20 protein-coding genes are annotated in these 21,713 nt (G+C 38.7%); 12 read left to right on the forward strand and 8 right to left on the reverse strand.

The annotated features are described in order from the left end of the window. Positions 1-920 precede the first annotated feature (920 nt). The gene (locus tag AA650_RS04460) at positions 921-2,171 is read left to right on the forward strand and encodes a hypothetical protein (protein ID WP_053538124.1); all 1,251 of its coding nucleotides are present in this window, start codon (positions 921-923) and stop codon (positions 2,169-2,171) included. A 114-nt stretch (positions 2,172-2,285) separates the two neighbouring features. On the opposite strand, the gene AA650_RS04465 is transcribed toward AA650_RS04460, so the two are convergent. Next, complete coding sequence (locus AA650_RS04465) at positions 2,286-4,895, reverse strand: chloride channel protein (protein ID WP_053538125.1); 2,610 nt, start codon at positions 4,893-4,895, stop codon at positions 2,286-2,288. Between the two features lie 978 nt (positions 4,896-5,873). Between AA650_RS04465 and AA650_RS04470 the strand changes: the two genes are divergently transcribed. From AA650_RS04470 to AA650_RS27595, 3 genes are read left to right on the forward strand one after another with little or no spacing between them, the layout of a single operon-like run. Beyond that, positions 5,874-6,308, forward strand: coding sequence for a hypothetical protein (locus tag AA650_RS04470; RefSeq protein ID WP_053538126.1), 435 nt, complete (start codon positions 5,874-5,876; stop codon positions 6,306-6,308). A 35-nt stretch (positions 6,309-6,343) separates the two neighbouring features. Further along, positions 6,344-6,625 carry a hypothetical protein gene (locus AA650_RS04475; protein WP_053538127.1) on the forward strand — a complete coding sequence of 94 codons (282 nt, stop codon included), beginning with the start codon at positions 6,344-6,346 and terminating at the stop codon, positions 6,623-6,625. A gap of 35 nt (positions 6,626-6,660) precedes the next feature. Further along, positions 6,661-6,858, forward strand: a complete 198-nt coding sequence (locus tag AA650_RS27595; protein ID WP_199924376.1) for a hypothetical protein — start codon at positions 6,661-6,663, stop codon at positions 6,856-6,858. A 474-nt stretch (positions 6,859-7,332) separates the two neighbouring features. Here the strand turns inward: AA650_RS27595 and AA650_RS04480 are convergent, their stop codons facing one another. The 5 genes from AA650_RS04480 to AA650_RS04500 all read right to left on the reverse strand — a co-directional run bounded on the left by AA650_RS04480 (position 7,333) and on the right by AA650_RS04500 (position 11,592). Further along, positions 7,333-8,646: a TldD/PmbA family protein gene (locus tag AA650_RS04480; protein WP_053538128.1), complete on the reverse strand. Its 1,314-nt coding sequence runs from the start codon at positions 8,644-8,646 to the stop codon at positions 7,333-7,335. A 169-nt stretch (positions 8,647-8,815) separates the two neighbouring features. Then, entirely contained in the window at positions 8,816-9,673 is an 858-nt protein-coding gene (locus AA650_RS04485) for a Tab2/Atab2 family RNA-binding protein (protein WP_411762906.1), read from the reverse strand. 174 nt (positions 9,674-9,847) lie between these two features. Next, positions 9,848-10,066 carry a hypothetical protein gene (locus AA650_RS27600; protein WP_168635125.1) on the reverse strand — a complete coding sequence of 73 codons (219 nt, stop codon included), beginning with the start codon at positions 10,064-10,066 and terminating at the stop codon, positions 9,848-9,850. 383 nt (positions 10,067-10,449) lie between these two features. Further along, on the reverse strand, positions 10,450-11,130 hold the full coding sequence (locus tag AA650_RS04490) for a uracil-DNA glycosylase (RefSeq protein ID WP_053538130.1): 681 nt from the start codon (positions 11,128-11,130) through the stop codon (positions 10,450-10,452). Positions 11,131-11,385: 255 nt separating this feature from the next. Then, positions 11,386-11,592, reverse strand: a complete 207-nt coding sequence (locus AA650_RS04500; protein WP_053538132.1) for a hypothetical protein — start codon at positions 11,590-11,592, stop codon at positions 11,386-11,388. 158 nt (positions 11,593-11,750) lie between these two features. Between AA650_RS04500 and AA650_RS04505 the strand changes: the two genes are divergently transcribed. Then, a complete protein-coding gene (locus tag AA650_RS04505) occupies positions 11,751-13,001 on the forward strand; it encodes a competence/damage-inducible protein A (protein ID WP_053538133.1) in 1,251 nt (416 codons plus the stop codon). A gap of 445 nt (positions 13,002-13,446) precedes the next feature. Here the strand turns inward: AA650_RS04505 and AA650_RS04510 are convergent, their stop codons facing one another. Together AA650_RS04510 and AA650_RS04515 are read right to left on the reverse strand one after the other, a co-directional pair. Next, entirely contained in the window at positions 13,447-13,629 is a 183-nt protein-coding gene (locus AA650_RS04510; RefSeq protein ID WP_039201592.1) for a hypothetical protein, read from the reverse strand. Between the two features lie 148 nt (positions 13,630-13,777). Further along, a complete protein-coding gene (locus tag AA650_RS04515) occupies positions 13,778-15,358 on the reverse strand; it encodes a B12-binding domain-containing radical SAM protein (protein ID WP_053538134.1) in 1,581 nt (526 codons plus the stop codon). Positions 15,359-15,601: 243 nt separating this feature from the next. Between AA650_RS04515 and AA650_RS04520 the strand changes: the two genes are divergently transcribed. The 7 genes from AA650_RS04520 to AA650_RS04550 all read left to right on the forward strand — a co-directional run bounded on the left by AA650_RS04520 (position 15,602) and on the right by AA650_RS04550 (position 21,698). Continuing rightward, complete coding sequence (locus AA650_RS04520; protein ID WP_053538135.1) at positions 15,602-15,910, forward strand: type II toxin-antitoxin system HigB family toxin; 309 nt, start codon at positions 15,602-15,604, stop codon at positions 15,908-15,910. Then, positions 15,885-16,292, forward strand: coding sequence for a helix-turn-helix domain-containing protein (locus AA650_RS04525; protein ID WP_053538136.1), 408 nt, complete (start codon positions 15,885-15,887; stop codon positions 16,290-16,292). The genes AA650_RS04520 and AA650_RS04525 overlap by 26 nt, the downstream gene beginning before the upstream one ends. A 176-nt stretch (positions 16,293-16,468) precedes the next feature. After that, a complete protein-coding gene (trpS, locus tag AA650_RS04530; protein WP_053538137.1) occupies positions 16,469-17,476 on the forward strand; it encodes a tryptophan--tRNA ligase in 1,008 nt (335 codons plus the stop codon). Positions 17,477-18,195: 719 nt separating this feature from the next. Then, the gene (locus tag AA650_RS04535) at positions 18,196-19,110 is read left to right on the forward strand and encodes a methylenetetrahydrofolate reductase (RefSeq protein ID WP_053538138.1); all 915 of its coding nucleotides are present in this window, start codon (positions 18,196-18,198) and stop codon (positions 19,108-19,110) included. 271 nt (positions 19,111-19,381) lie between these two features. After that, a complete protein-coding gene (locus tag AA650_RS04540; RefSeq protein WP_053538139.1) occupies positions 19,382-20,104 on the forward strand; it encodes a Uma2 family endonuclease in 723 nt (240 codons plus the stop codon). 107 nt (positions 20,105-20,211) lie between these two features. Beyond that, positions 20,212-21,333 carry a DUF262 domain-containing protein gene (locus AA650_RS04545; RefSeq protein ID WP_053538140.1) on the forward strand — a complete coding sequence of 374 codons (1,122 nt, stop codon included), beginning with the start codon at positions 20,212-20,214 and terminating at the stop codon, positions 21,331-21,333. Next, positions 21,330-21,698, forward strand: coding sequence for an AAA family ATPase (locus tag AA650_RS04550; RefSeq protein ID WP_053538141.1), 369 nt, complete (start codon positions 21,330-21,332; stop codon positions 21,696-21,698). The genes AA650_RS04545 and AA650_RS04550 overlap by 4 nt, the downstream gene beginning before the upstream one ends. The last annotated feature ends 15 nt before the right edge of the window (positions 21,699-21,713 follow it).

Here is a 21,713-nt window from a genome sequence, read left to right on the forward strand (position 1 = left end):
ATCGTGCATCAGTTAATCTGAATTTGCCAATATATAGGTTCTGATCGGGTAAGTCCTGCGCTATTATATCCAGCCAGAAACAAAGCATATTATTGGGAAATTACTTGATTTAAAAGGATGTTTGAAAACTTTTTGACGAATTATATTCGCCTCAGTTAGTATGAATTTAGACTTTTAAGTAATTGGAAAAAATATTTACAGTCATTGCGAGCGAAGGGAAGCAATCACAACCCTTGGAATTGCTTGATTTCACTTCGTTCCATATGGCTAACGCCACGCAACGCTTACGCAATAAAATTGTGTAATTAATTCTGTCTCACTACTTAAAACAACCTCTAAGACAAGTTTTAATATCATCTCTAGATTTTGGCTACGTAGGTGTTCAGCCAAAACCGGATTTTAGGGGTTTTGAATGGGGGAGACTGACATCAGTAAATTAACATTCAGAATGCTGATCAATTCGATTCTTAATCAAGTGCTGACGGCTGAATGCTTGAATTTACACTCCTGATAAACATACCTGTATTCTACTGGTATTAAATATGGATGTTGCTTGAACTGACAATAATGATGGTATTTATTAACAGATGTAATTTACTGTTAACTTCTATCCCGTCATGATTGTATATTATGTAAAGATTATGAGGGGGTAAATGGTGATAATAAAACTTTTGTAAAGCAATGCAACATTTGAATAAGAGACTTCCAAATAAAAAAATGTCCCAAAACTGATGCAAAAATTCTCTCTCTGTGTACTCTGTGCCTCTGTGGTTCGTTTCTTGGGATAATTTATTTCTTGGAAGTCTCTAAATTATCTCGTAAAAGCTTTTGGTTTGTTGATATACATATAGTCATAGCTTTTTTCCATTTCCGTATAAATACTGCCCGCACTTAGCAACTGCCCCCTAGAGAGTCTCATCATGCTTAAACCCCTTTTGGTGTCAGGATGGTTCCGTGTTCAACCATTTCTCAAGTACATTGCCATAGTTATTATAATTTCACCTTTCGTGGGAATATCTATTAATGCTACCTTAGCGAAACAATTAGAAGCAGCAATTGTGAGTTCGGGAATTAGCAAATCTCATCCAAAATTGACAGAAAATTCTGCTACTAAGCAGTTAAATTTACAATTTGCTCAAGTTAACTCTCAAACAGGAAAAATATCCGTTGGTGAAGGGATACATTCATTACCGAAAGATGGCGTGACTTCAGGGATAGAAAGAGAAAGTTATCAAGTGGGGAATAATGTTGTTAGTGAAACTGTAACATCAGTTAATGTGGCACAATTTCCAAACCCAACATCGGTTAATCAAGTTAATTTAATTCAAAAATCACAAGACGCAAAAGCAGAAGCTGATTTAAATTCTCCAGTCAGTGAGAATGCTGTATCTAAGGAATTGGCAACATCAACAGTTATACCTAAAACTGGAGAAATCCCTGTTAGTGAACAGCAAAATGAGTCAGAGACGGCACAAACTGATCCTATAGGTAGTCCCCACCCCATCCCTTGGCAATGGATTTTGGCTACTCAAGAAGCGGTTGGGGGGAAAGGTGGTTCTGGTGTCCGCTACTATCGGAGTATTCCTGTAGTTTCTCCTGATGGCAGGTATGCGATTTATAGTCGGGTGCAAATGCAAGTAAAACCGGAAATGCACAATAGCCGAGTTAATAGTGTGTTGTTTGTGGAAGATAGACAAACCAAGCGGTTACGGGTGATGACATCAACTAGCTTGGTAATTGATCCGCTGTTAAAGAGACAGGCTAGTTTGTCAGTAGAAACGGATCGTGATGGAAATATGGGTGTATTAGTGCCTGTGAGTTGGTCTGAAAAAGGCGATCGCTTTTTAGCCCGTAAATTTGTGGCTATTTTTAATACCGCAGATGCCACAGATCAGGCTGTAATTTGGAATCGTCAACAAAATCATCTCAATGTAGTTAGTCCTGTGCAATCCGAAGATGATCACGAAAAAATAGCTATTTTGTTAGGTTGGAGTAAAAAGCAACCTAATAATGTGTTATTCCGTGCTGGTGAATTAGGGGAGGAAAATTGGCCTTTATTGCAAGTGACTAATGATGGTAGAACTGTAGATATTTCAGCAGAAGGGGATCAGGCAGTAACTTTCGGTGAAAGAGGTAGCATTTGGGCAGATCCACAGCTTGCTTCTCGATAATGGTGTCTAAACTATGATTTTTATGGTTTTTATGATTTTTATGATGTAATTTGATGCATATTTTTTGTCAGAACAAAGATGGTCAATAACTCATTAAAATCACATAAATCATAGTTAAGACATTGCGCTGCTGACTAAAATTACCGTAATATCAACACCAGAGGCGATCGCTTCGGGGATGTTTCCTTGAATGGCTTGTTGTAATAGTCCCTCACGGGAAGCACCCAAGACTACAACATCGAAACCTTCAGTTTTCACCAACTCAATTACTCCAGTGGTGACAGATTCAGCTTGTAAAGATGCAGCAACAACATTGCCTTGTAAATTACGGTGACGCATTAATTGCCGGGTAGATGCTTCTAAAACTGTCATATCAGGTGCTGTTTCCCCAGGTTTAACTACTTGGGTTAAGCGAATTTCTATCTCATTTTTCAAAGTGACTAAAGCCGGTAATAATTTGATGGCTATGGGTGCATTTGGTCCCCCAGCCATAGGGACTAACCATCGTTTAAATTGTTGATATGAATGGCAATTATTGCCTAATTTTACTAAAACAACATCACAATTTGCTTGACGAATTACCGTATCTACAACATTGCCAAAAATCCTGCCGGGGGTAGATGTATTTCCCTTCCAACCCATGAAAATTAGATCTATGTATCGTTCCTTAGTTGTTTCTAAAATTGCTTGGGCAACATCATGGGCGACCCGAATTTGGGTATGAATGGGAATGTGCAGTTTTTTGGCTAAACTTTCGGCTTGTCGGAGTAAGCGGCGACTTTTTGCGGTGTTGACTGGGGTTTCCGCTGGGGAAATGTGACGGGATACTAAGATGATTTGTAAACATTCTATTTCATAATGGCGATCGCGGGCAATAGCGGCAGCCATTTCTAGTAATACGGGGGCGGTTTCCGGGTTAGCAATGGTAACTAATAATCTCCCTCTCCCAATACTAGGCGATCGAGTTTGGTAAACTAAATAAGAAGGTTCTGCTTGGGGACCTGTCACCCCATTTTCGCCATTCAAATGATCTGCTTCAGCACGAATAATATCAGCGCGAGTAATAATCCCAATTAATTTTTTACCATCTACCACAGGTAAACGACTAATTTGATATCTATCTAATAAATAGAGAACATGACTTAATCTATCTGCTGGTGTCACCGTCACCGGCTTAGGTGTCATAATTTCTTTTAAAAGAGTTTCATGGGGCAAAAGATGATTCCGAATCTTCTGTAAATCAGTTTGGGAAACTAAGCCGACTAATTTATTATTTTCTACTACAGGAAAACCGCGATGATGGGAACGAGAAAAAGCCTTAATCACTTCATCTCCCGTCATTTCTGCTTCCAAAGTTTCCACCAAGCACTGCATCACATCCTTAGCAGTTAACTGAGTTAATATCCCTTGGGTCGGACTATTTTTTTGAATAACAACTCCATTTAATTTTAAAAGTTTGTCATAGAGTGAACCAGGAACAACCTTCTCCGCTACCAGATAAGATACCACAGATACCACCATTAAAGGTAAGACTAAATTAAAGTCTGTCGTCATTTCAAAAACAATCACAATTGCAGTAATGGGAACTTTAGAAACCGCGCTAAAAAATCCCCCCATTCCGGCTAATGCGTAGGTAGTCGGTGAACCAAATCCAAATACTTGCAATTCACATACGCCAATAATATGTCCTAAACAAGAACCTAAAATTAAACTGGGTGCAAATAATCCCCCAGGTGCGCCCGAACCAAAAGCAATTAATGTTAAGATAAATTGGGCAATAAAGGCAATTCCCGCTAAAGGAATATTTGGTTCACTGGCAATCATAAACTCCCGCAAACCTGTATTATCCCGAAAAGTTTCTGGTAGCAAAGACATAATTAAACCCGAAGCCAAACCAGCTATTGCTACCCGCAAAGGTAAACTAATATGTAAACGGCGGTAAGCTTGAATACTAAAAATTAATCCCTGATTAAATAAAGCTGCTAATAAACCCGCTAAAATTCCTAAAATTAATAAAGTCGGAATTTCTAATAGGGAAAAACTGCTAGAGTGATTAATCAGTTTTAAGTCTAGTTGAAAACTCCCACCACCTAACCAGCGGGAGATCACGCCACCAATAAAAGAAGCGATAATTGCCGTTCCTAAAGTTAAACCTGATAAATCTTGTAATAATTCTTCAATAATAAATAAGACCCCGGCTAGAGGCGCATTAAAAGCCGCTGCTAAACCAGCCCCCGCCCCCGCGGCAATCATTTGGCGGCGATGATCTGGAGAAGTGGGAACTAAGCGACTCATACCCGCCGCTAACCCCGCACCAACTTGAACTGTCGGTCCCTGTCTACCCAAGGTTAATCCTGAACCCAAGGCGATAATTGCTGAGATTAACTTGACAAAAGCTACTCTCCATGATAGTTTAATTGGCACATTCGCCAAAGCAGCTTTGACTTGGGGAATGCCACTACCAGCCGCTTCTGGTGCTAATCGCTGCACTAACCAACCGGAAAGAAACCCCAAACTTAGGCCAATAAATGGTAGAGATATCCAGGCTGGGAAAATGTGAGTTGTATGCACTCGCCATGTTCCCAACCACCCTGAACCTTGTTTGAGTAATACCGCAGATAAAGCGGCTACTATCCCAATTATAGAAGCTTCTGCTATGGCTAGTCCCTTTCTAGGTTGCCAAAAGTTCCGAAACTGCTGGGTTAGCATTGTCAGGGAAATCATAAATTTTAAGTTTAAATTTTTAATCTTTAAATTTTAATTTAAAACTAACTCTTTCTTGAGTTTTTTAGATGGGTATCTTATTTAGTAATATTAAATATTTTTACTGAGGAGATTGGATGAGAAAAGACGGTAAAATTATTGAAAATACTCTTGACAAGTTTTTGAGTTTCAGTTATCGTTTAAATATAGTGGAAATCTGTGCGCCCATATATATTAGACTGTCTAAGTAGGTTGGCGTTGAAAATTGTCGTTATGGCAAGGCAAAAGGCAAGAGGCAAGAGGCAAGAGTGAAGAGGGTTTAGGCGATTTTACATTTCTTTACACAGTTTGGTTTTATTGTGTTCACCTACTTAAATCAGGATGTCCAGGATTTGAGGATTTTCAGGATGTTGTTGGATGATTTTTGGTAAGGAGTTGGTTTTTTTAGGATGTTTTTGAATGATTGTTTTTGAATAATTTAAACCATCTATAAATTTTTATATTAGGATGATTACAAGGATTGATTTTTAAACGATCAAAATATCTATCTAACTTCCGTTGTAAGATGGCAGAAGCAGATTCAAAAAACTCCCCTGCATCAATACTAATAACAATAGATTATTTTGATTATTTACCCAATGTGATCATATCTTATTCTGTAATATTCAGAATCAGGATAACCAAGATTGTAAGATTTACAGGATGTTATTAGATGATTTTTAGTAGGGAGTTGGTGATTTTTTTTGTCTGAATCAGGATTTCCAGGATTTGAGGATGTAGAGGATATTATTGAATGATTTTTGGTGGGGAGTTGATGATTTTTTTTGTCTGAATCAGGATTTCCAGGATTTGAGGATGTAGAGGATATTATTGAATGATTTTTGGTGGGGAGTTGGTTTTTTTCAGGATGTTTCTGAATGATTGTTTTTGAATAATTTAAACCATCTATAAATTACCATCCTGTCAATCCTTTAATCCTGGTTATCCTGATTCTGACAAATGCAATTTTCATCACCAAACAAACCATCTATAAATTACCATCCTGAAAATCCTTTAATCCTGGTTATCCTGATTCTGACAAATACAACTTTCATCACTAACAAACCATCTATAAATTACCATCCTGTCAATCCTTTAATCCTGATTCTGACAAATACAACTTTCATCACTAACAAACCATCTATAAATTACCATCCTGAAAATCCTTTAATCCTGGTTATCCTGATTCTGACAAATACAACTTTCATCACTAACAAACCATCTATAAATTACCATCCTGTCAATCCTTTAATCCTGATTCTGACAAATACAACTTTCATCACTAACAAACCATCTATAAATTACCATCCTGAAAATCCTTTAATCCTGGGTATCCTGATTCTGACAAATGCAATTTTCATCACCAAACAAACCATCTATAAATTACCATCCTGAAAATCCTTTAATCCTGGGTATCCTGATTCTGACAAATGCAATTTTCATCACCAAACAAACCATCTATAAATTACCATCCTGAAAATCCTTTAATCCTGGTTATCCTGATTCTGACAAATACAACTTTCATCACTAACAAACCATCTATAAATTACCATCCTGTCAATCCTTTAATCCTGATTCTGACAAATACAACTTTCATCACTAACAAACCATCTATAAATTACCATCCTGAAAATCCTTTAATCCTGGTTATCCTGATTCTGACAAATGCAATTTTCATCACCAAACAAACCATCTATAAATTACCATCCTGAAAATCCTTTAATCCTGGGTATCCTGATTCTGACAAATGCAATTTTCATCACCAAACAAACCATCTATAAATTACCATCCTGAAAATCCTTTAATCCTGGTTATCCTGATTCTGACAAATACAACTTTCATCACCAAACAAACCATCTATAAATTACCATCCTGTCAATCCTTTAATCCTGGTTATCCTGATTCTGACAAATACAACTTTCATCACCAAACAAACCATCTATAAATTACCATCCTGTCAATCCTTTAATCCTGGTTATCCTGATTCTGACAAATACAACTTTCATCACCAAACAAACCATCTATAAATTACCATCCTGTCAATCCTTTAATCCTGGTTATCCTGATTCTGACAAATGCAATTTTCATCACTAACAAACCATCTATAAATTACCATCCTGTCAATCCTTTAATCCTGGTTATCCTGATTCTGACAAATACAACTTTCATCACCAAACAAACCATCTATAAATTACCATCCTGTCAATCCTTTAATCCTGGTTATCCTGATTCAGAATATTTTTCTGTAACTCTTAAATGTTAAAACTTACAAGTCTCGACGCGAGAGAAGAGACAACTTCCCCTGTTCGTCCCATCCCCCCAATACCCCTCATACCCCACCCTTCCCAAACGTCTATATCATTGCGTTGTGTTAGATCCCCGACTTCTTGAAGAAGTCGGGGATCTGAGATGTATAATATTAACTATTTTTCCCAGTAATGGATAGTCCTTCTACTATCAGCGATGGTGTATAACAAGAACCATTCCAATCCGCATCTCCACCTAGTTGCACCACTTGTTTTAGGGCTGTGTAGACGTTACCTGCTACCATTGTATCTTTGACTCTGCCAATTATTTGCCCGTTTTTGACCCGATATCCCAAATCAACATTGATGGAAAAATCACCTGATAGTCCGCTACAACTACCTAACATTTGATCGATAATTAAGCCATCATCCATCTTTTTAATCAAGTCTAATAGGGAAAGATCACCAGGTTGAATCAGGAAGTTAAATAATCCAGGAGTGGGATAACTACCTAAGCCAGGGCGAAAACCATTACCAGTGCTACCGCTGTTTAATTGTTGTCCAGTAGTGCGATCGCTATAAAAATTCCGTAAAATCCCATTTTCGATAAATATCAATGACTGGGTAGGTTGACCTTCATCATCAAAGGGACAACTATAGGGACCAGCTTTTGGGTTTTGGTAAAGGGTCAGGGTGGGGGCAATAACTGGTTTACCCAATCTATCTGCCCAGGGGGAAGCTTTTTCCAAGATGTGTTTACCATTCAAAGCTGATTGCACAGTTCCCCACAGCATATCTGCTGCTTTGGAAGTGAACAATACAGGACTACGACCACTGGGACTAGGAATGTTTTCTTTAGCCCAATTTAATCGCTGTAAAATTTGGCTGGCTACTTTCTCTGGGTTGAGTTTATCGCGTTGAGTTTGACCATCAGCAACACTGAGAAAATCATCACCTCTCACCCATTCCGCTGACATATAGCAGCTAAGTGTGGTGTCGGTGTAGTGAGAATCTAAACCTTTGCTGTTGATCAGTCTAGTGTTTTCTATATCGCATTCCCAGTCACTATGGCAAAGAATATCTGGATAGACATCACGAATTAAGGCGATCGCTTCTTTGCCCCAGTTAATCAACATCTCTACGGATACAGATGTGCCTAAATCTGAGTAAGAATCCTCGCCATAAGTCCCTAATTCTACTGTTTCCGGTGGATTTAATTGACTCAGTGCCAAAGATTTCTCCACCATAGCTTGGGGATCAACATCGCCATAAGCCACCGTCAAACCGGGACAACCATTCCGCCATAGCCGTAGGGCTGTACCCTCAGATTGACTGGTTTCTAGTTGTTTGAGACGGTTAGCCTCAAAAAAAACTGGTCGAGAAAGCGATCGTGACTGATATACTTCCGCAGCCTCAGCACCAGATTTGAGGGCAAGTTCTAGCAGTTGTTCCGCCAGTGTATCTTGTAACAAATTTGCAGAACCCATGTCCCTTTATGAATTATGGATTTTGGATATAAATCGCTTAATAGACGTACATCATTATCCCATTAGCGTGTCATCAACAGTTACAAAAAAGGGAACAGGGAACAGGGAACAGGGAACAGATAAGAAACACTCATTTGCACCAGTTTAGAGCTTATCCCTGCTTGTACCCTCATGGCAAATTGATTTCTTGTAACAGCCAAAAGCCCGCAAAATCTTGGGATTGAGAATCGGACTGGACACCAATAAAATGTACGCCATTGGCTTGTTCCTTAGCTACCGCAAAGCCCTGTGCTTCTGCCAAAAGTTCAGGAGTGCGGATATTAGCCACCACCCAACTTTCCGTAGCCCCCGTTTCTAAAATCAACCTGTTGCCTTGCTTGGTGTCAAAGTGCAAATAAGCCATTTCTAAACCAGACATCCAACCCGCTATGGGTAAAGCCCTGGGGGAGAAAATCAAAATTCCTGGAATCCGAGTTTCTGGAGATAATTGCGCCAACTCTAGGGGAAAAGCTTCACCAAAGCCAATTTCCCAATCCGGCATTTCCGCCAAATCACTAGCCTCTAAAGTCACAAAAGCCCATTGTTTTCCTTCCAACGCATCTGGTAATCGCTGGGGCAAGGGTCTATCTAAACGCACCGAAGGATTAACTACCCCCTGATATCCTGGTTCTTGGGGATAAACTTCCTTCATTCGCTGCTGTATCCACTGGTTGAGAACCAACGTCCGCCGACTTGGTACGGCGGGTACTCCCACGTCTTCACAGGATTTGGTGATCATGTTATTCATTTGGCGGCGGAAAAAGCGGATTTTGGTAGGTGCTGTACCAGCTTCTTCTATCGCTTCCTGGATTGCTGTCCGTAGCCAACCCGAATTTACCTGGGTACTTGGGCAATATTTAGCATAGCGAAACAGAGAATCCGTTGGTGTACCAATATCTACAGGACTTTCGCACACCAACATTTCCCACACTTTTTTCTGATTTTCGTCCAAAATCGGACGGGAGTAAAAATCGAGTTCCCAGTACATTTTTCTCTGGCTGCCCATGTTTTAGCGGTAAAAATCTGATGACTTAAATATTTGTGATTTCCTAACTTTACCAATTTACAGGAGCATTGATATTTACTAATTTTGGAGAATAACAATATACGCTTTTACAAAAAATAGATGCAATATAATGTACCAAAAAGGAAGATCCAGTCTCTATCCTTGACAGTAGCGTTGGGCTTGAGCTTGATATATATTACGGCTTATGTGAATTAAATGCTGAAACCCTTGTAATACCGTTGATGATTCTGGAATTATCGTTCTAGAGAACTCTGGAAACCCTGATAGAACCACAATATTTTTAACTCGCATAAGGCGTATATTTGTAAAGAGCGATCGCATTTTTGGATCTAACTGTATATTTGTTATCACCATTTGGTGATTTGGATTTGTTTACTCTAAGAGAAATCCACAAAAAAGATGATCCAATCTTGTGGGATGTGGGATGGGCATCTTGCCCGTCCTTGTATTATTAGCGGGCAAGATGCCCGCACCACAAGAAATTTTAGGATATTTTTTTAATTGGAAGTCTCTAATATGTAAGTGAGCGAGGGGGGAAACCGGAAAAATTAGTTCCCTCCCCAAAGCATCGGGGAGGGTTAGGGTGGGGTAATTTGAGGAATAATGGTGATTCGATAACTTATGTGTACAGAGTAGCCTTTTAGGAGCTATCGTGTACACACAAATTAAAACTGTTCCCAGTTAAGAGTTCCCAGTTAAGAGTTCCCTGCCCTCACAGATAACTTTTCCAGCAAACCCTAAATAGAGTTTGTCAACTCATCAAACTTGGCACGAACCACCTGTATATCTTGCCACATGAGCCATTTAGGCTTTCCTTTTTCCCGTGAAGGATTACGCAACAAGTAAGAGGGATGAAAAATAGGCATACATAAGCGCCCTTCCCACTCCAACCATTGACCACGAATTTTAGTAATCGGACGGTTATCACCAATCACACCCTTCACAGAAGTTGCACCTGTTAATAAGATAATTTTTGGGTCAACCAGGCGAATCTGCTCAAATAAATATGGTTTACAAGCAGCAGCCTCTTCATTAGTCGGTACACGGTTTTCCGGTGGTCTACACTTACAAATATTGGCAATATATATATCTCTTTCTGTACTTAAATTTACTGAAGCTAAGATACTTTCTAGTAATTGTCCTGATCTACCCACAAATGGTAAACCTGTTTCATCCTCATTTTTCCCCGGTGCTTCTCCAATAATCATAATATCGGCTTGGAGATTACCACGCCCAACCACAGCATGAGTACGGTTTTGGGCTAACGCACAACGCTGACAGCCATTGCAATGTTTTGTCAATTCCTCTACATTCTCATAAGTTCCCGGCGGAATGGGAATTTTATTACTTGTAGTAATTAGCTCTCTTTGGTTTAAGCTGGAGTTATCAAATAAACTAAGTTGAGTCTCATGCTGCATGGAATTTAGAATGGTAACTGGAAACTTCAGAATATTAACGCAAATAAGTAGGTTAGCATTGAAAATCGTCGTTATGGCAAGGCAAGAGGCAAGAGTGAAGAGGATTTGGGCGATTTTACTTTTCGTTACATATTTCGGTTTTTTCCGTTCACCTACTTATTACCACCCATCCTATCAATTAATAGACAGAATGAGATTGGGGCTTTGTCTACCTCATCACAAGTATCGCCCTTTTTTCCAGACAGCACACTCTAATTAATCAAGTTTTAAAGCATTAACTGGCACATCATCCCAAGATTTGACTGTTCGTAATTTTGCAATCCAGCCCTCTGCCTTTTGAGAGTTCGTGAGATTAGTCTTAAACGACTCATGACAATCTCTAGCCTGAGATTCATCACAAGAGGCAATACAGGCGTGAATCAGTCCAGAAGGATCAATTTGTTCATTTACCCAAATATTCATAGTTTATGTTTATATTTTGCAAATAGTCGGATTAAAACCGTCATCTTTAATTTTATAATACTTATTAAATTTATGTACAGAAATAAGCAAAATTCAAGCGAGTATTTAATATCACCAGTTCTTCCCAGATTCCTATTCCTAATTCCTTTTTAACCCCCATGAGTGCAGAAATTATTTGCGTTGGTACAGAAATGCTGCTAGGAGATATCCTTAACAGCAATGCCCAATATCTTGCTCAACAATTAGCACAGTTAGGCATTCCTCACTACTATCAAACCGTCGTCGGCGATAATCCAGACCGACTCAAAGAAGTTATAGAAATTGCTGCTTCCAGAGTACAAATTCTCATTTTCACAGGTGGTTTAGGACCCACACCCGATGATCTCACCTGCGAAACTATCGCTGATTTTTTTGGCGTTCCCTTAATAGAACGAGCCGATATTGTCGAAGATATAGCCGAAAAATTTGCCCAACGGGGACGAATAATGTCCGCTAATAATCGCAAACAAGCCTTAATTCCCCAAGGTGCAGAAATTTTACCCAACCCCACAGGAACAGCACCGGGTATTATTTGGCAACCCCGTCCAGGATTAACTATTTTTACTTTCCCTGGTGTTCCCAGCGAAATGTATCGAATGTGGACCGAAACCGCCGTACCTTTTCTGAAAAGTCAAGGTTGGGGAAAGGAAATTATTTATAGTCGCAGTTTAAGATTTTGGGGAATTGGAGAATCTGCTTTAGCCGAAAAAGTAGCCCCCTACTTTAATTTAACTAATCCCACAGTAGCCCCCTATGCAGGCAAGGGAGAGGTCAGACTGCGAATCTCTGCTAAAGCCACAGACGCAACAACCGCAGAAGCTTTAATTGCACCCATTGAAAAACAACTAAGAGAAATCGCTGGCTTAGATTATTATGGCATTGACAATGACACCCTTGCTGCTGTCGTTGGTAATTTCTTAAAGTCTGCGGGAGCAACCCTATCTGTAGCCGAATCTTGCACCGGTGGGGGACTGGGGCAAATGTTAACGGAAATTTCTGGTAGTTCTGATTACTTTTGGGGTGGGGTAATTGCCTACGATAATTCTGTCAAAGTTGGACTATTAGGAGTCAACCCAGAGGATTTAGAGGAATTTGGGGCAGTAAGTGCGACAGTAGCTGAACAAATGGCTATTGGCGTTAAAAATCGGCTTTCAACCACTTGGGGATTAAGTATTACAGGCATTGCTGGACCAACCGGGGGAACCCAAACCAAACCAGTGGGTTTAGTCTATATTGGTTTAGCTGGTCCTGGTAATGAAGTAATCAGTTTTGAACATCGCTTCGGAACAATTCGGGGACGGTCTTTAATTCGTTATGTAAGTGCAAATACAGCCTTAGATCATCTGCGGCGACATCTGCTCACAAGCTAGTAGTCTGTTAACCCGAAAATGATTGGGGGTGGGGAGGTGGGGGAGGTAGGGGAGGTGGGGGAGGTAGGGGAGGTAGGGGATGTAGGGGGAGTAGGGGAGGTAGGGGGAGTAGGGGATGTAGGGGGAGTAGGGGAGGGAAGAACAGAGGTTTTTTCCGATCATTTCCTAGTCTCTGACTAGGAATGCAGTTAATGAGGCTCTGCCTCTAATATCATTGAAGTCAGAGCCTTCTAAAACTCATTCCCAGTCTCTGACTGGGAATGAGATGACTTGAGTTCTTTACCACATCTCGTTCCTAGTCTCTGACTAGGAATGCAGTTAATGAGGCTCTGCCTCTAATATCATTGAAGTCAGAGCCTTCTAGCCCACATTCAGCATGAGTAAATATACTCAAAATATTTTTCCCAGCAGGTTATTTTGTCAAAAAAAGAATTTCATAAAACAGCTAAAACCCAATCATAATAACCAGTTCATGCTTTTTGCTATCTAGGTCGGTATTCAATGAATTTAATCTCAAACCAACTAATTTATTGACATTATTCTCAATAAACTTGATTCGAGCTTTAAATATATCGGCGATCGCTCTAATATAGAATTGCGTGTCATTGTCTGAAAGCCTTGTTATCATTGGGTTATGGATAATTCCGAAAATTCAAAAAACACCTGCGGAATGTGGGTTCTAGAACTCATTCCCAGTCAGAGACTGGGAACGAGTTGAACGAGGTTGGGTTAAGCGACAGCGCAACCCAACCTAGCAAAAATGGACAAGGTATTGATTACTTACTTACAGGTTCTAATTGTAGACTTATTACTTTTTGTTCTTGTTCTTGTTGCTGAAATTCTGTCAATTCTGATTCTATTTCTGCCTTGACTTCATGACGGAACTTGAAAAAATGTTCACCTGTACCCAAAGCAATTAAATAATCATATAATAGATGAGGTTTTTGCCGTGCCATTGTTATTAATTGCTGCCAAAAAACAAACCGTGTAGAACGCAAAAATCCCTGTCGCCAACAAATAGACATTAAAAATTGGAACTCTGGTTTTGTTAAATTTCTTTCATATTTAGCCCGCCAACCTTCCATCATCATAAAATGCCGAAAAGTCCGTTTTAGGTAGGGCATGGGTTCATATAAATTCCAAAAAGCATCAACAAACTCCTCGGCAATTTCCGACATTGGCCGAGTGGGAACAAAATTCATTAAGGCTTTTTGAGAACCCACAAATTCACCTAAACCATCCCTTAACCGTCCTTCTTTTTGCAAGCGAGTCCACATGGCTGTATTGGGTAATGCTTGCAATAAGTTAAGATGGGCTTGGGGAATACAAGTTGCTTCTACAAACTCTTGAATCCGTTTACCTGCACCTGGTTTTTCACCATCAAATCCTAAGATAAAACCAGACATAATTTGTAATCCGGCTTTAGTAATTTTATGGCAGGATTCAACTAAGGAATTGCGGGTATTTTGTGGTTTATTAATTCCGACTAAACTATCTACATCAGGGGTTTCAATTCCCATAAACACCTGCACAAAACCAGCTTTTACCATTAGTTCTAGTAATTCGTCATCTTCTGCTAAATTTAAAGAAGCTTCTGTTAATAATGCAAAAGGATAATTACGTTCTTCCATCCAGGGAATTAATGCTCTTAGAAAGACCTTAGCATTGCGTTTATTGCCAATAAAGTTATCATCAACTATAAATACATAACGCCACCAACCCATCTGATACAAAGCATCTAATTCGGCGAGGATTTGTTCTGGGGTTTTTGTCCGGGGTTTGCGACCGAAAAGGGTAATAATATCGCAAAATTCACATTGGAATGGACAACCCCGGGAAAATTGCACCGTCATGGCTATATAAGCATTTAAGTCTAATAAATCAAATCGAGGTAAGGGGGTTGTGGTGACATCGGGTTTTTCTGTAGCGCGAAAAATCCCTTTTTCTTCTCCCTTTTCTAAAGCCTCTACAAACATGGGAATAGTAATTTCCCCTTCATCTAAAATTAAATAATCTGCGCCGGCTTCAAGAACAAATTCTGGTACAGATGTGGCAAATGGTCCACCCACTGCCACTTTTTTACCTAACGCCTTACCTTTTCTAATTAATTCACCAAAATCCTGTTGCTGAATGATCATTGCAGAAATGATGACTATATCGCACCATTCCCAATCTGCATCTGTTTCTAGACGGACATTGCGATCGCTCAATCTGAATTCCCAATCACTCGGTAACATTGCTGCCACCGTGATTAACCCTAATGGGGGATTCGTAGATCGTAACCCAGCTAAATCAATGGTTTCCTGATAAGACCAAAAAGAATTAGGCATTATCGGCCAGATTAATAAAGCTTTCATTAAGTATATTTCCCTGAGTTGTTTTTGATCAAAACCTATTTAATTTGAACTATAAAAGTTAGGTCAGTTGGTTTTTATCTCTCTGGAGGTACAGATTCTTTTAGTTTTATATTTAAGAAAAGAAATAGATAAGGTAAAGATAAATTACAGTTCAGCAAACAAAATTTATTTACGTCTCAAATCTGAGATAAAATATTTGGTAAATTTACTTAAAAATGGTTATAATATTATTTTCTTAAATTGATGCGTGTTATTAGCAAAAAAATACTTAGGGACTTTTGGGAAAAGCACTCCCTAGCAGAATCAGGACTTTTACTATGGTATCAACGTATATCTGATTCTCAATTGGAAAAGTTTAATGATGTCAGACAAATTTTTCCATCAGCAGATTTAGTTGGTAACTTTACTGTTTTTAATATCAAAGGTAATCATTATCGTTTGATAACCTATATAGATTATGAGTATCAACTCTTATTTATACGTGCTGTACTCACTCATGCTGAATACGATAAGGAGAATTGGAAAAATGACGAGTGGTTTAAAAATTCCTAGTAACTACTATATAAAACTAATTACCACATTTCCTCCTCGACCAATTACCAATGAAGATGAATTAATTGCTACTCAAAATCAAATTAATTCTATTTTGGATCAAGGAAATATTACACAAGATGATCGAGACTATCTGAAGGTTCTTGCTACTCTTGTTTATGATTATGAACAACAACATGAAATAATACCTACCTTAACAGGTATAGCACTCCTTCAAGCTTTGTTAGAAGAATCTAATCTGCAACCAAAAGATTTAGTTTCTATCTTAGAAAGTGAGTTAATAGTTTTAGATATTCTTAATGGTAAACGCCAATTAACAGAAAAACAAATTCAAGATTTAGCTGTGTTTTTTCAGATTGATCCTACTTATTTAGTTGCATAACTGAGTTTTCCCCTTACCTGGTAACTCCAGAAACTTCTGGCAAAAGTCAGAAAAAGAGGAAAGATGCTCTTAATAACCTCATCACTAATCCCCAATCACTCCCAATGACTACTAAAATGAGTCTTGTAACCGCCCCATTTACAAAGCGGGGAAGAGGAGATAAATAACGGATAATTATGGGTAAACAGCGCGTTTTGTCGGGAGTTCAACCAACTGGTAACTTACACTTAGGTAACTATTTAGGTGCGATTCGCAACTGGGTAGAAATTCAAGACCAGTATGAAAATTTCTTTTGTGTGGTAGATTTACACGCTATCACTGTACCGCATAATCCCGCCACTTTAGCGGCTGATACTTACAAGATTGCTGCTTTATATTTAGCTTGTGGTATTGATTTACAACACTCTCATATCTTTGTTCAGTCCCACGTTTCCGCACACAGTGAACTCACTTGGTTGCTAAATTGCATTACCCCCCTGAACTGGTTGCAAGATATGATTCAGTTTAAGGAAAAAGCTGTTAAACAAGGGGAAAATGTCGGTGTTGGTTTATTAGATTATCCTGTACTCATGGCGGCAGATATTCTCCTTTATCAAGCTGATAAAGTGCCAGTGGGTGAAGACCAAAAGCAACATTTAGAACTAACAAGGGATATTGTTAATAGGTTTAATCACCAATTTGCCAAAAAAGCACCTGTATTAAAATTGCCAGATCCTTTGATTAGAAAGGAAGGTGCAAGGGTGATGAGTTTGACAGATGGGACAAGGAAAATGTCAAAATCAGATCCTTCAGAATTGAGCCGAATTAATATTTTAGACTCTCCAGAGGAGATTACTAAGAAGATTAAACGCTGTAAAACTGATTTGGTGAAGGGTTTAACCTTTGATGATTCAGAACGCCCAGAATGCCATAATTTATTGACACTGTATACGCTGCTGGCTGGAAAAACTAAGGAAGAGGTAGCGATTGAATGTGCAGATATGGGTTGGGGACAGTTCAAACCTTTATTGACAGAAACGGCGATTCATGCTTTAAAGCCGATTCAGGACAAATATCAGGAGGTAATGGCGGATAAGGGTTATTTAGAGTCAGTGTTGCGGGATGGTGGGGAGAAAGCCAGAGCGATCGCTAACTCTACTCTAGCAGATGTGAAAGCGGCTTTGGGTTTCACTGTTCCGTTGTAATTTTTTACAGGGTTTAGATCCCCGACTTCTTTGAGAAGTCGGGGATCTGAAAAAGATATCTGAGTGAGTAATATTTGACACTCTCACTGGCTAAAGCCGCTGAGATTCTGCTGACAGATTTAGATTAGGGAGTACCCAAAGTCTAATTCTCGCTGCGTTCGTCAAACAACGCCTACTTAGTTACTCTAAGTCCAGCTTAGGTTTCTAGCTACTTTGATCATTTTGGTGCTTTCAGAGTCCATCACTGGGCCAAGATCCGGTACGCTCCACAACCTGCCATTAATCGCTCTTTCTTGTCAATACTGCCGTTAGGACTTAAACCTAACCGTTGTTTCACGGGAGCCGGGATTTCTCCGATACTAGGATGTTTCAACACGTAGATAGTTATTCTTACTCACAATCTCATTTTAGCATAAAATACCACTGCTGTTAAAACCGCCCGTGTCACTTATAAGTAATTGGACAAAAATATTTACAGTCATTGCGAGCGAAGGGAAGCAATCACAACCCTGGCGATTGCTTCATTTCACTTCGTTCCATATGGCTAACGCCACGCAACGCTTACGCAATGACATTGTGTAATTAATTCTGTCTCACTACTTATCTCAGGGCTAAAACCGCTGAGTTTTACGTTTACCGGATATTTCTATAACTAAGGTTTAGTCTTTAATGTGTAATTCGTTTTACTCTTTAAGAAAACCTCAAGATAAATTTGAACTATGCCGGATACTTATAGCTTTAGTGCTTTTAACAACTTCCGCACAGCCGCCCAAAGGGGTGACTTTTTAATTACCGCCGAAGTTGCACCTCCCAAGGGCGGAGATCCTATCCATACCATCGAAATGGCGGCGACTCTTAAGGGAAGGGTTCATGCTGTCAATATTACTGATGGTAGCCGTGCTGTCATGCGGATGTCTTCCTTGGTAGCCTCGGTGATTTTATTGCAAAATGGGATTGAACCGATTTGTCAGTTTGCTTGCCGCGATCGCAATAGAATTGGATTACAAGCAGATTTAATGGGCGCTCATGCTTTGGGTATCCGCAACATCTTAGCTTTAACTGGCGACCCTGTAAAAGCCGGTGATCATCCTCAAGCAAAAGCCGTTTTTGATTTGGAAGCTGTGCGACTATTGCAGTTAATTAGAAACATGAATCAGGGTTTTGATTTTAATGAAAAACCCCTCACTGATGGCGCATTAGATTTATTTGCAGGTGCAGCAGTAGATCCTCAATCGAAAAGTTGGTCAGGTTTACAAAGTCGGTTTGAAAAGAAAATAGCAGCCGGGGCGCAATTTTTTCAAAGTCAATTAATTACTGATTTTGAAATACTAGAAAAGTTCATGAATAAAATTGCCTGTGGTTACAATAAACCAATTTTGGCAGGAATTTTTCTGTTGAAATCGGCAAAAAATGCCCAGTTTATTAATAAGGCTGTTCCCGGTGTGAATATTCCTGAACACATTATTGAGAGATTAGCAAAAGCGAAACATCCTCTAGAAGAAGGCATGAAAATTGCCGCCGAACAAGTGCAAACTGCGCGGGGATTGTGTCAGGGTGTGCATCTAATGGCGGTGAAGCGGGAGGATTTGATTGCACCGATTTTGGATTTAGCGGGGGTGGGGAAAGTTAGTTAAATGGAAATGCAAGGGCTATTTCATTCTTATTTAACCCGCCTCAGAATGAATTCTGAGTCTAATAGCAAAAGTCGTCTCAAGACGACTAAAGAAAAGTTTATAGTCCGTTTTAACGGACTTGATTTATTAGCCCAGCACTTAAATTCTGGGCGGATTATGTTTAGAATGAAATAGCCCTGAATAGAAATGCGATCACATTCAGTTAGGTGCGATCGCTTTACACCTTAATTTTGCTAAACTAGAATAAACCTCACACCAGCAGGAGGACATAATGACTTTTACAACTGATATCCAGGAAGATCAAGACTTACGCCCTTATCCAGAGACCTCTCTTCCAGATCATACCCAACTACCAGAGTCGGACGGTACATTTGTGAAAAATTGGCAAGAACATCCCCAAAGTATTCTACTAACTGATTCTATCAAACCAGTATTACAAAAACTTTATCCTGATAGTCAATATTTTATTGGACAAGATTTAGGCATTTATTGGCGTATTACTGAACCACCTGAGAAAGGTGCAGAAGCACCAGACTGGTTCTATGTTCCCAGTGTACCACCTACCTTAAATGGTAAAACCCGACGCTCCTATGTCCTTTGGCAAGAATTTATTGCTCCATCAATTGTTTTAGAATTTGTTTCGGGGAATGGTGCAGAAGAACGAGATAAAACTCCTTGGAAAGGTAAATTTTGGATTTATGAGCAGGTAATTCGTACTCCTTTTTACGGCATTTATGAAGTAAATAAAGCCAGTATAGAAGTTTATGAATTAATTGGTGGAAAATATCAGTTATTAGCAGCAAATGAACGAGGACATTATTCAATTACACCTATGGGTGTGGAGTTGGGTTTATGGCAGGGAGAATATCAGAATGCAGAATTACCCTGGTTGCGGTGGTGGGATTTGCAAGGTAATTTATTATTAACTGGTGAAGAAAGAGCGAATCGCTTGACTGCACAATTACGGGCTTTGGGAATTGAACCGGAAGCGTAATATTATGTAATATTATTGGGATTTTGGGTTAAAAATGCGATAAGATAAATTTTGGATTTGATGGGGATGGGAGGGGATATGAATAGAATTATTAAGGAGTCAATGCCGTGACAGATTTAAATGATAATGAAGATTTAGATTTAGAAGATAGTGATGATGAAGAATATGAAAAAGTTACTTTTGAATATGATCCTGATAAAATTAATATTGCCACGAGACAACCAACAATTGAACAATTATTAAGACGAATTGGGAAAGAAGCACTTGATTTAGCACCTGATTTTCAGCGTCAGGCAAATATATGGAAGCTAGATGCTCAAAGCCGACTAATTGAGTCTATTCTGATTCGCATTCCCCTACCAGCTTTTTATATAGATGCTACTAATGATGATAAATGGGTAGTTATAGATGGGTTACAAAGATTATATGCTTTGAGTCACTTTGTTAGTGATAAAAGTGAAAAAAAACTCACCCTAAGTGGACTAGAATACCTTACAAATCTTAATGGTAAAACTTATGATGAATTAGAACCAAGATATCAACGACGAATTCTGGAAACTCAGCCCGTAGTTTATTTACTTGAAAAAGGTACTCCTACAGAAGTAAAATATAATATCTTTAAAAGAATTAAAACAGGGGGTGTACCTCTTTCAAACCAAGAACTACGTCATGCACTAAACCCAGGAAAAGCCAATGAATTATTACGAGAACTTGCAAATTCAGATGAATTTACGCAGGTTCTTAATCTTCGTGAAGAAAGAAAAAAGCGTATGGATGATCGAGAATTTATACTTGGTTATCTGGCTTTTATTCTAACATCTTATAAAGATTATAAAGACAATTCCAGAGATTTATTTTTAAGTGAAGCTTTATCTAAAATAAATAATCTCACTAATTCAGAATTAACAAATATTAAGGAAAAATTTAAAAAGTCAATGTTGGCGGCTTATGATATTCTTGGAAAGAATGCTTTTCGCAAGATTTCTCATAAAGATAATAAAACTTTTCCACCTAATAAGCCCCTCTTTGAAGCTTGGTCATTTCATCTTAGCCAACTGAGTGATGAAGATATAGAAAAATTAAAAAAATACAAGCAAAAACTAATTGACAAGTTTATTGAATATACAGACAATGATAAAGAGTTTCTTGCATCCATATCCCAAACTGCTAAAAAAGTAGAGTATAGATTTGAAACTATCGGTAAAATTATTCAGGAAGTATTGTTATGATTAGTTCTCTGCGCTTAATAAATTTCAAGGCTTTTGAAAATCAGTTATTAGAATTCAGACCTCTAACTCTACTTTCTGGTTTAAACAGTACAGGTAAATCTTCAGTTTTACAATCATTACTACTTCTACGCCAATCTTATTTAAACAAGATATTAGATAGAGGTTTAACGCTTAAAGATATCTTGGTTGATATTGGTACTGCTAAAGATGCTTTTTGTGAAAGAGCAAAAGCTAACTATATTGGGTTTGAAATAGGTTGGGAAAATGGTAGTAAAGGTCTATGGAATTTTGAATATGATATACAAAAAAAAGAAGCAAAAATTATAAAATTAAATAATATAGAATCAATAATATCAATTATATAGGATTACCAGTGGCGA

Origin of the sequence: Anabaena sp. WA102, from assembly GCF_001277295.1 — a bacterium.
Classification (GTDB): domain Bacteria; phylum Cyanobacteriota; class Cyanobacteriia; order Cyanobacteriales; family Nostocaceae; genus Dolichospermum; species Dolichospermum heterosporum.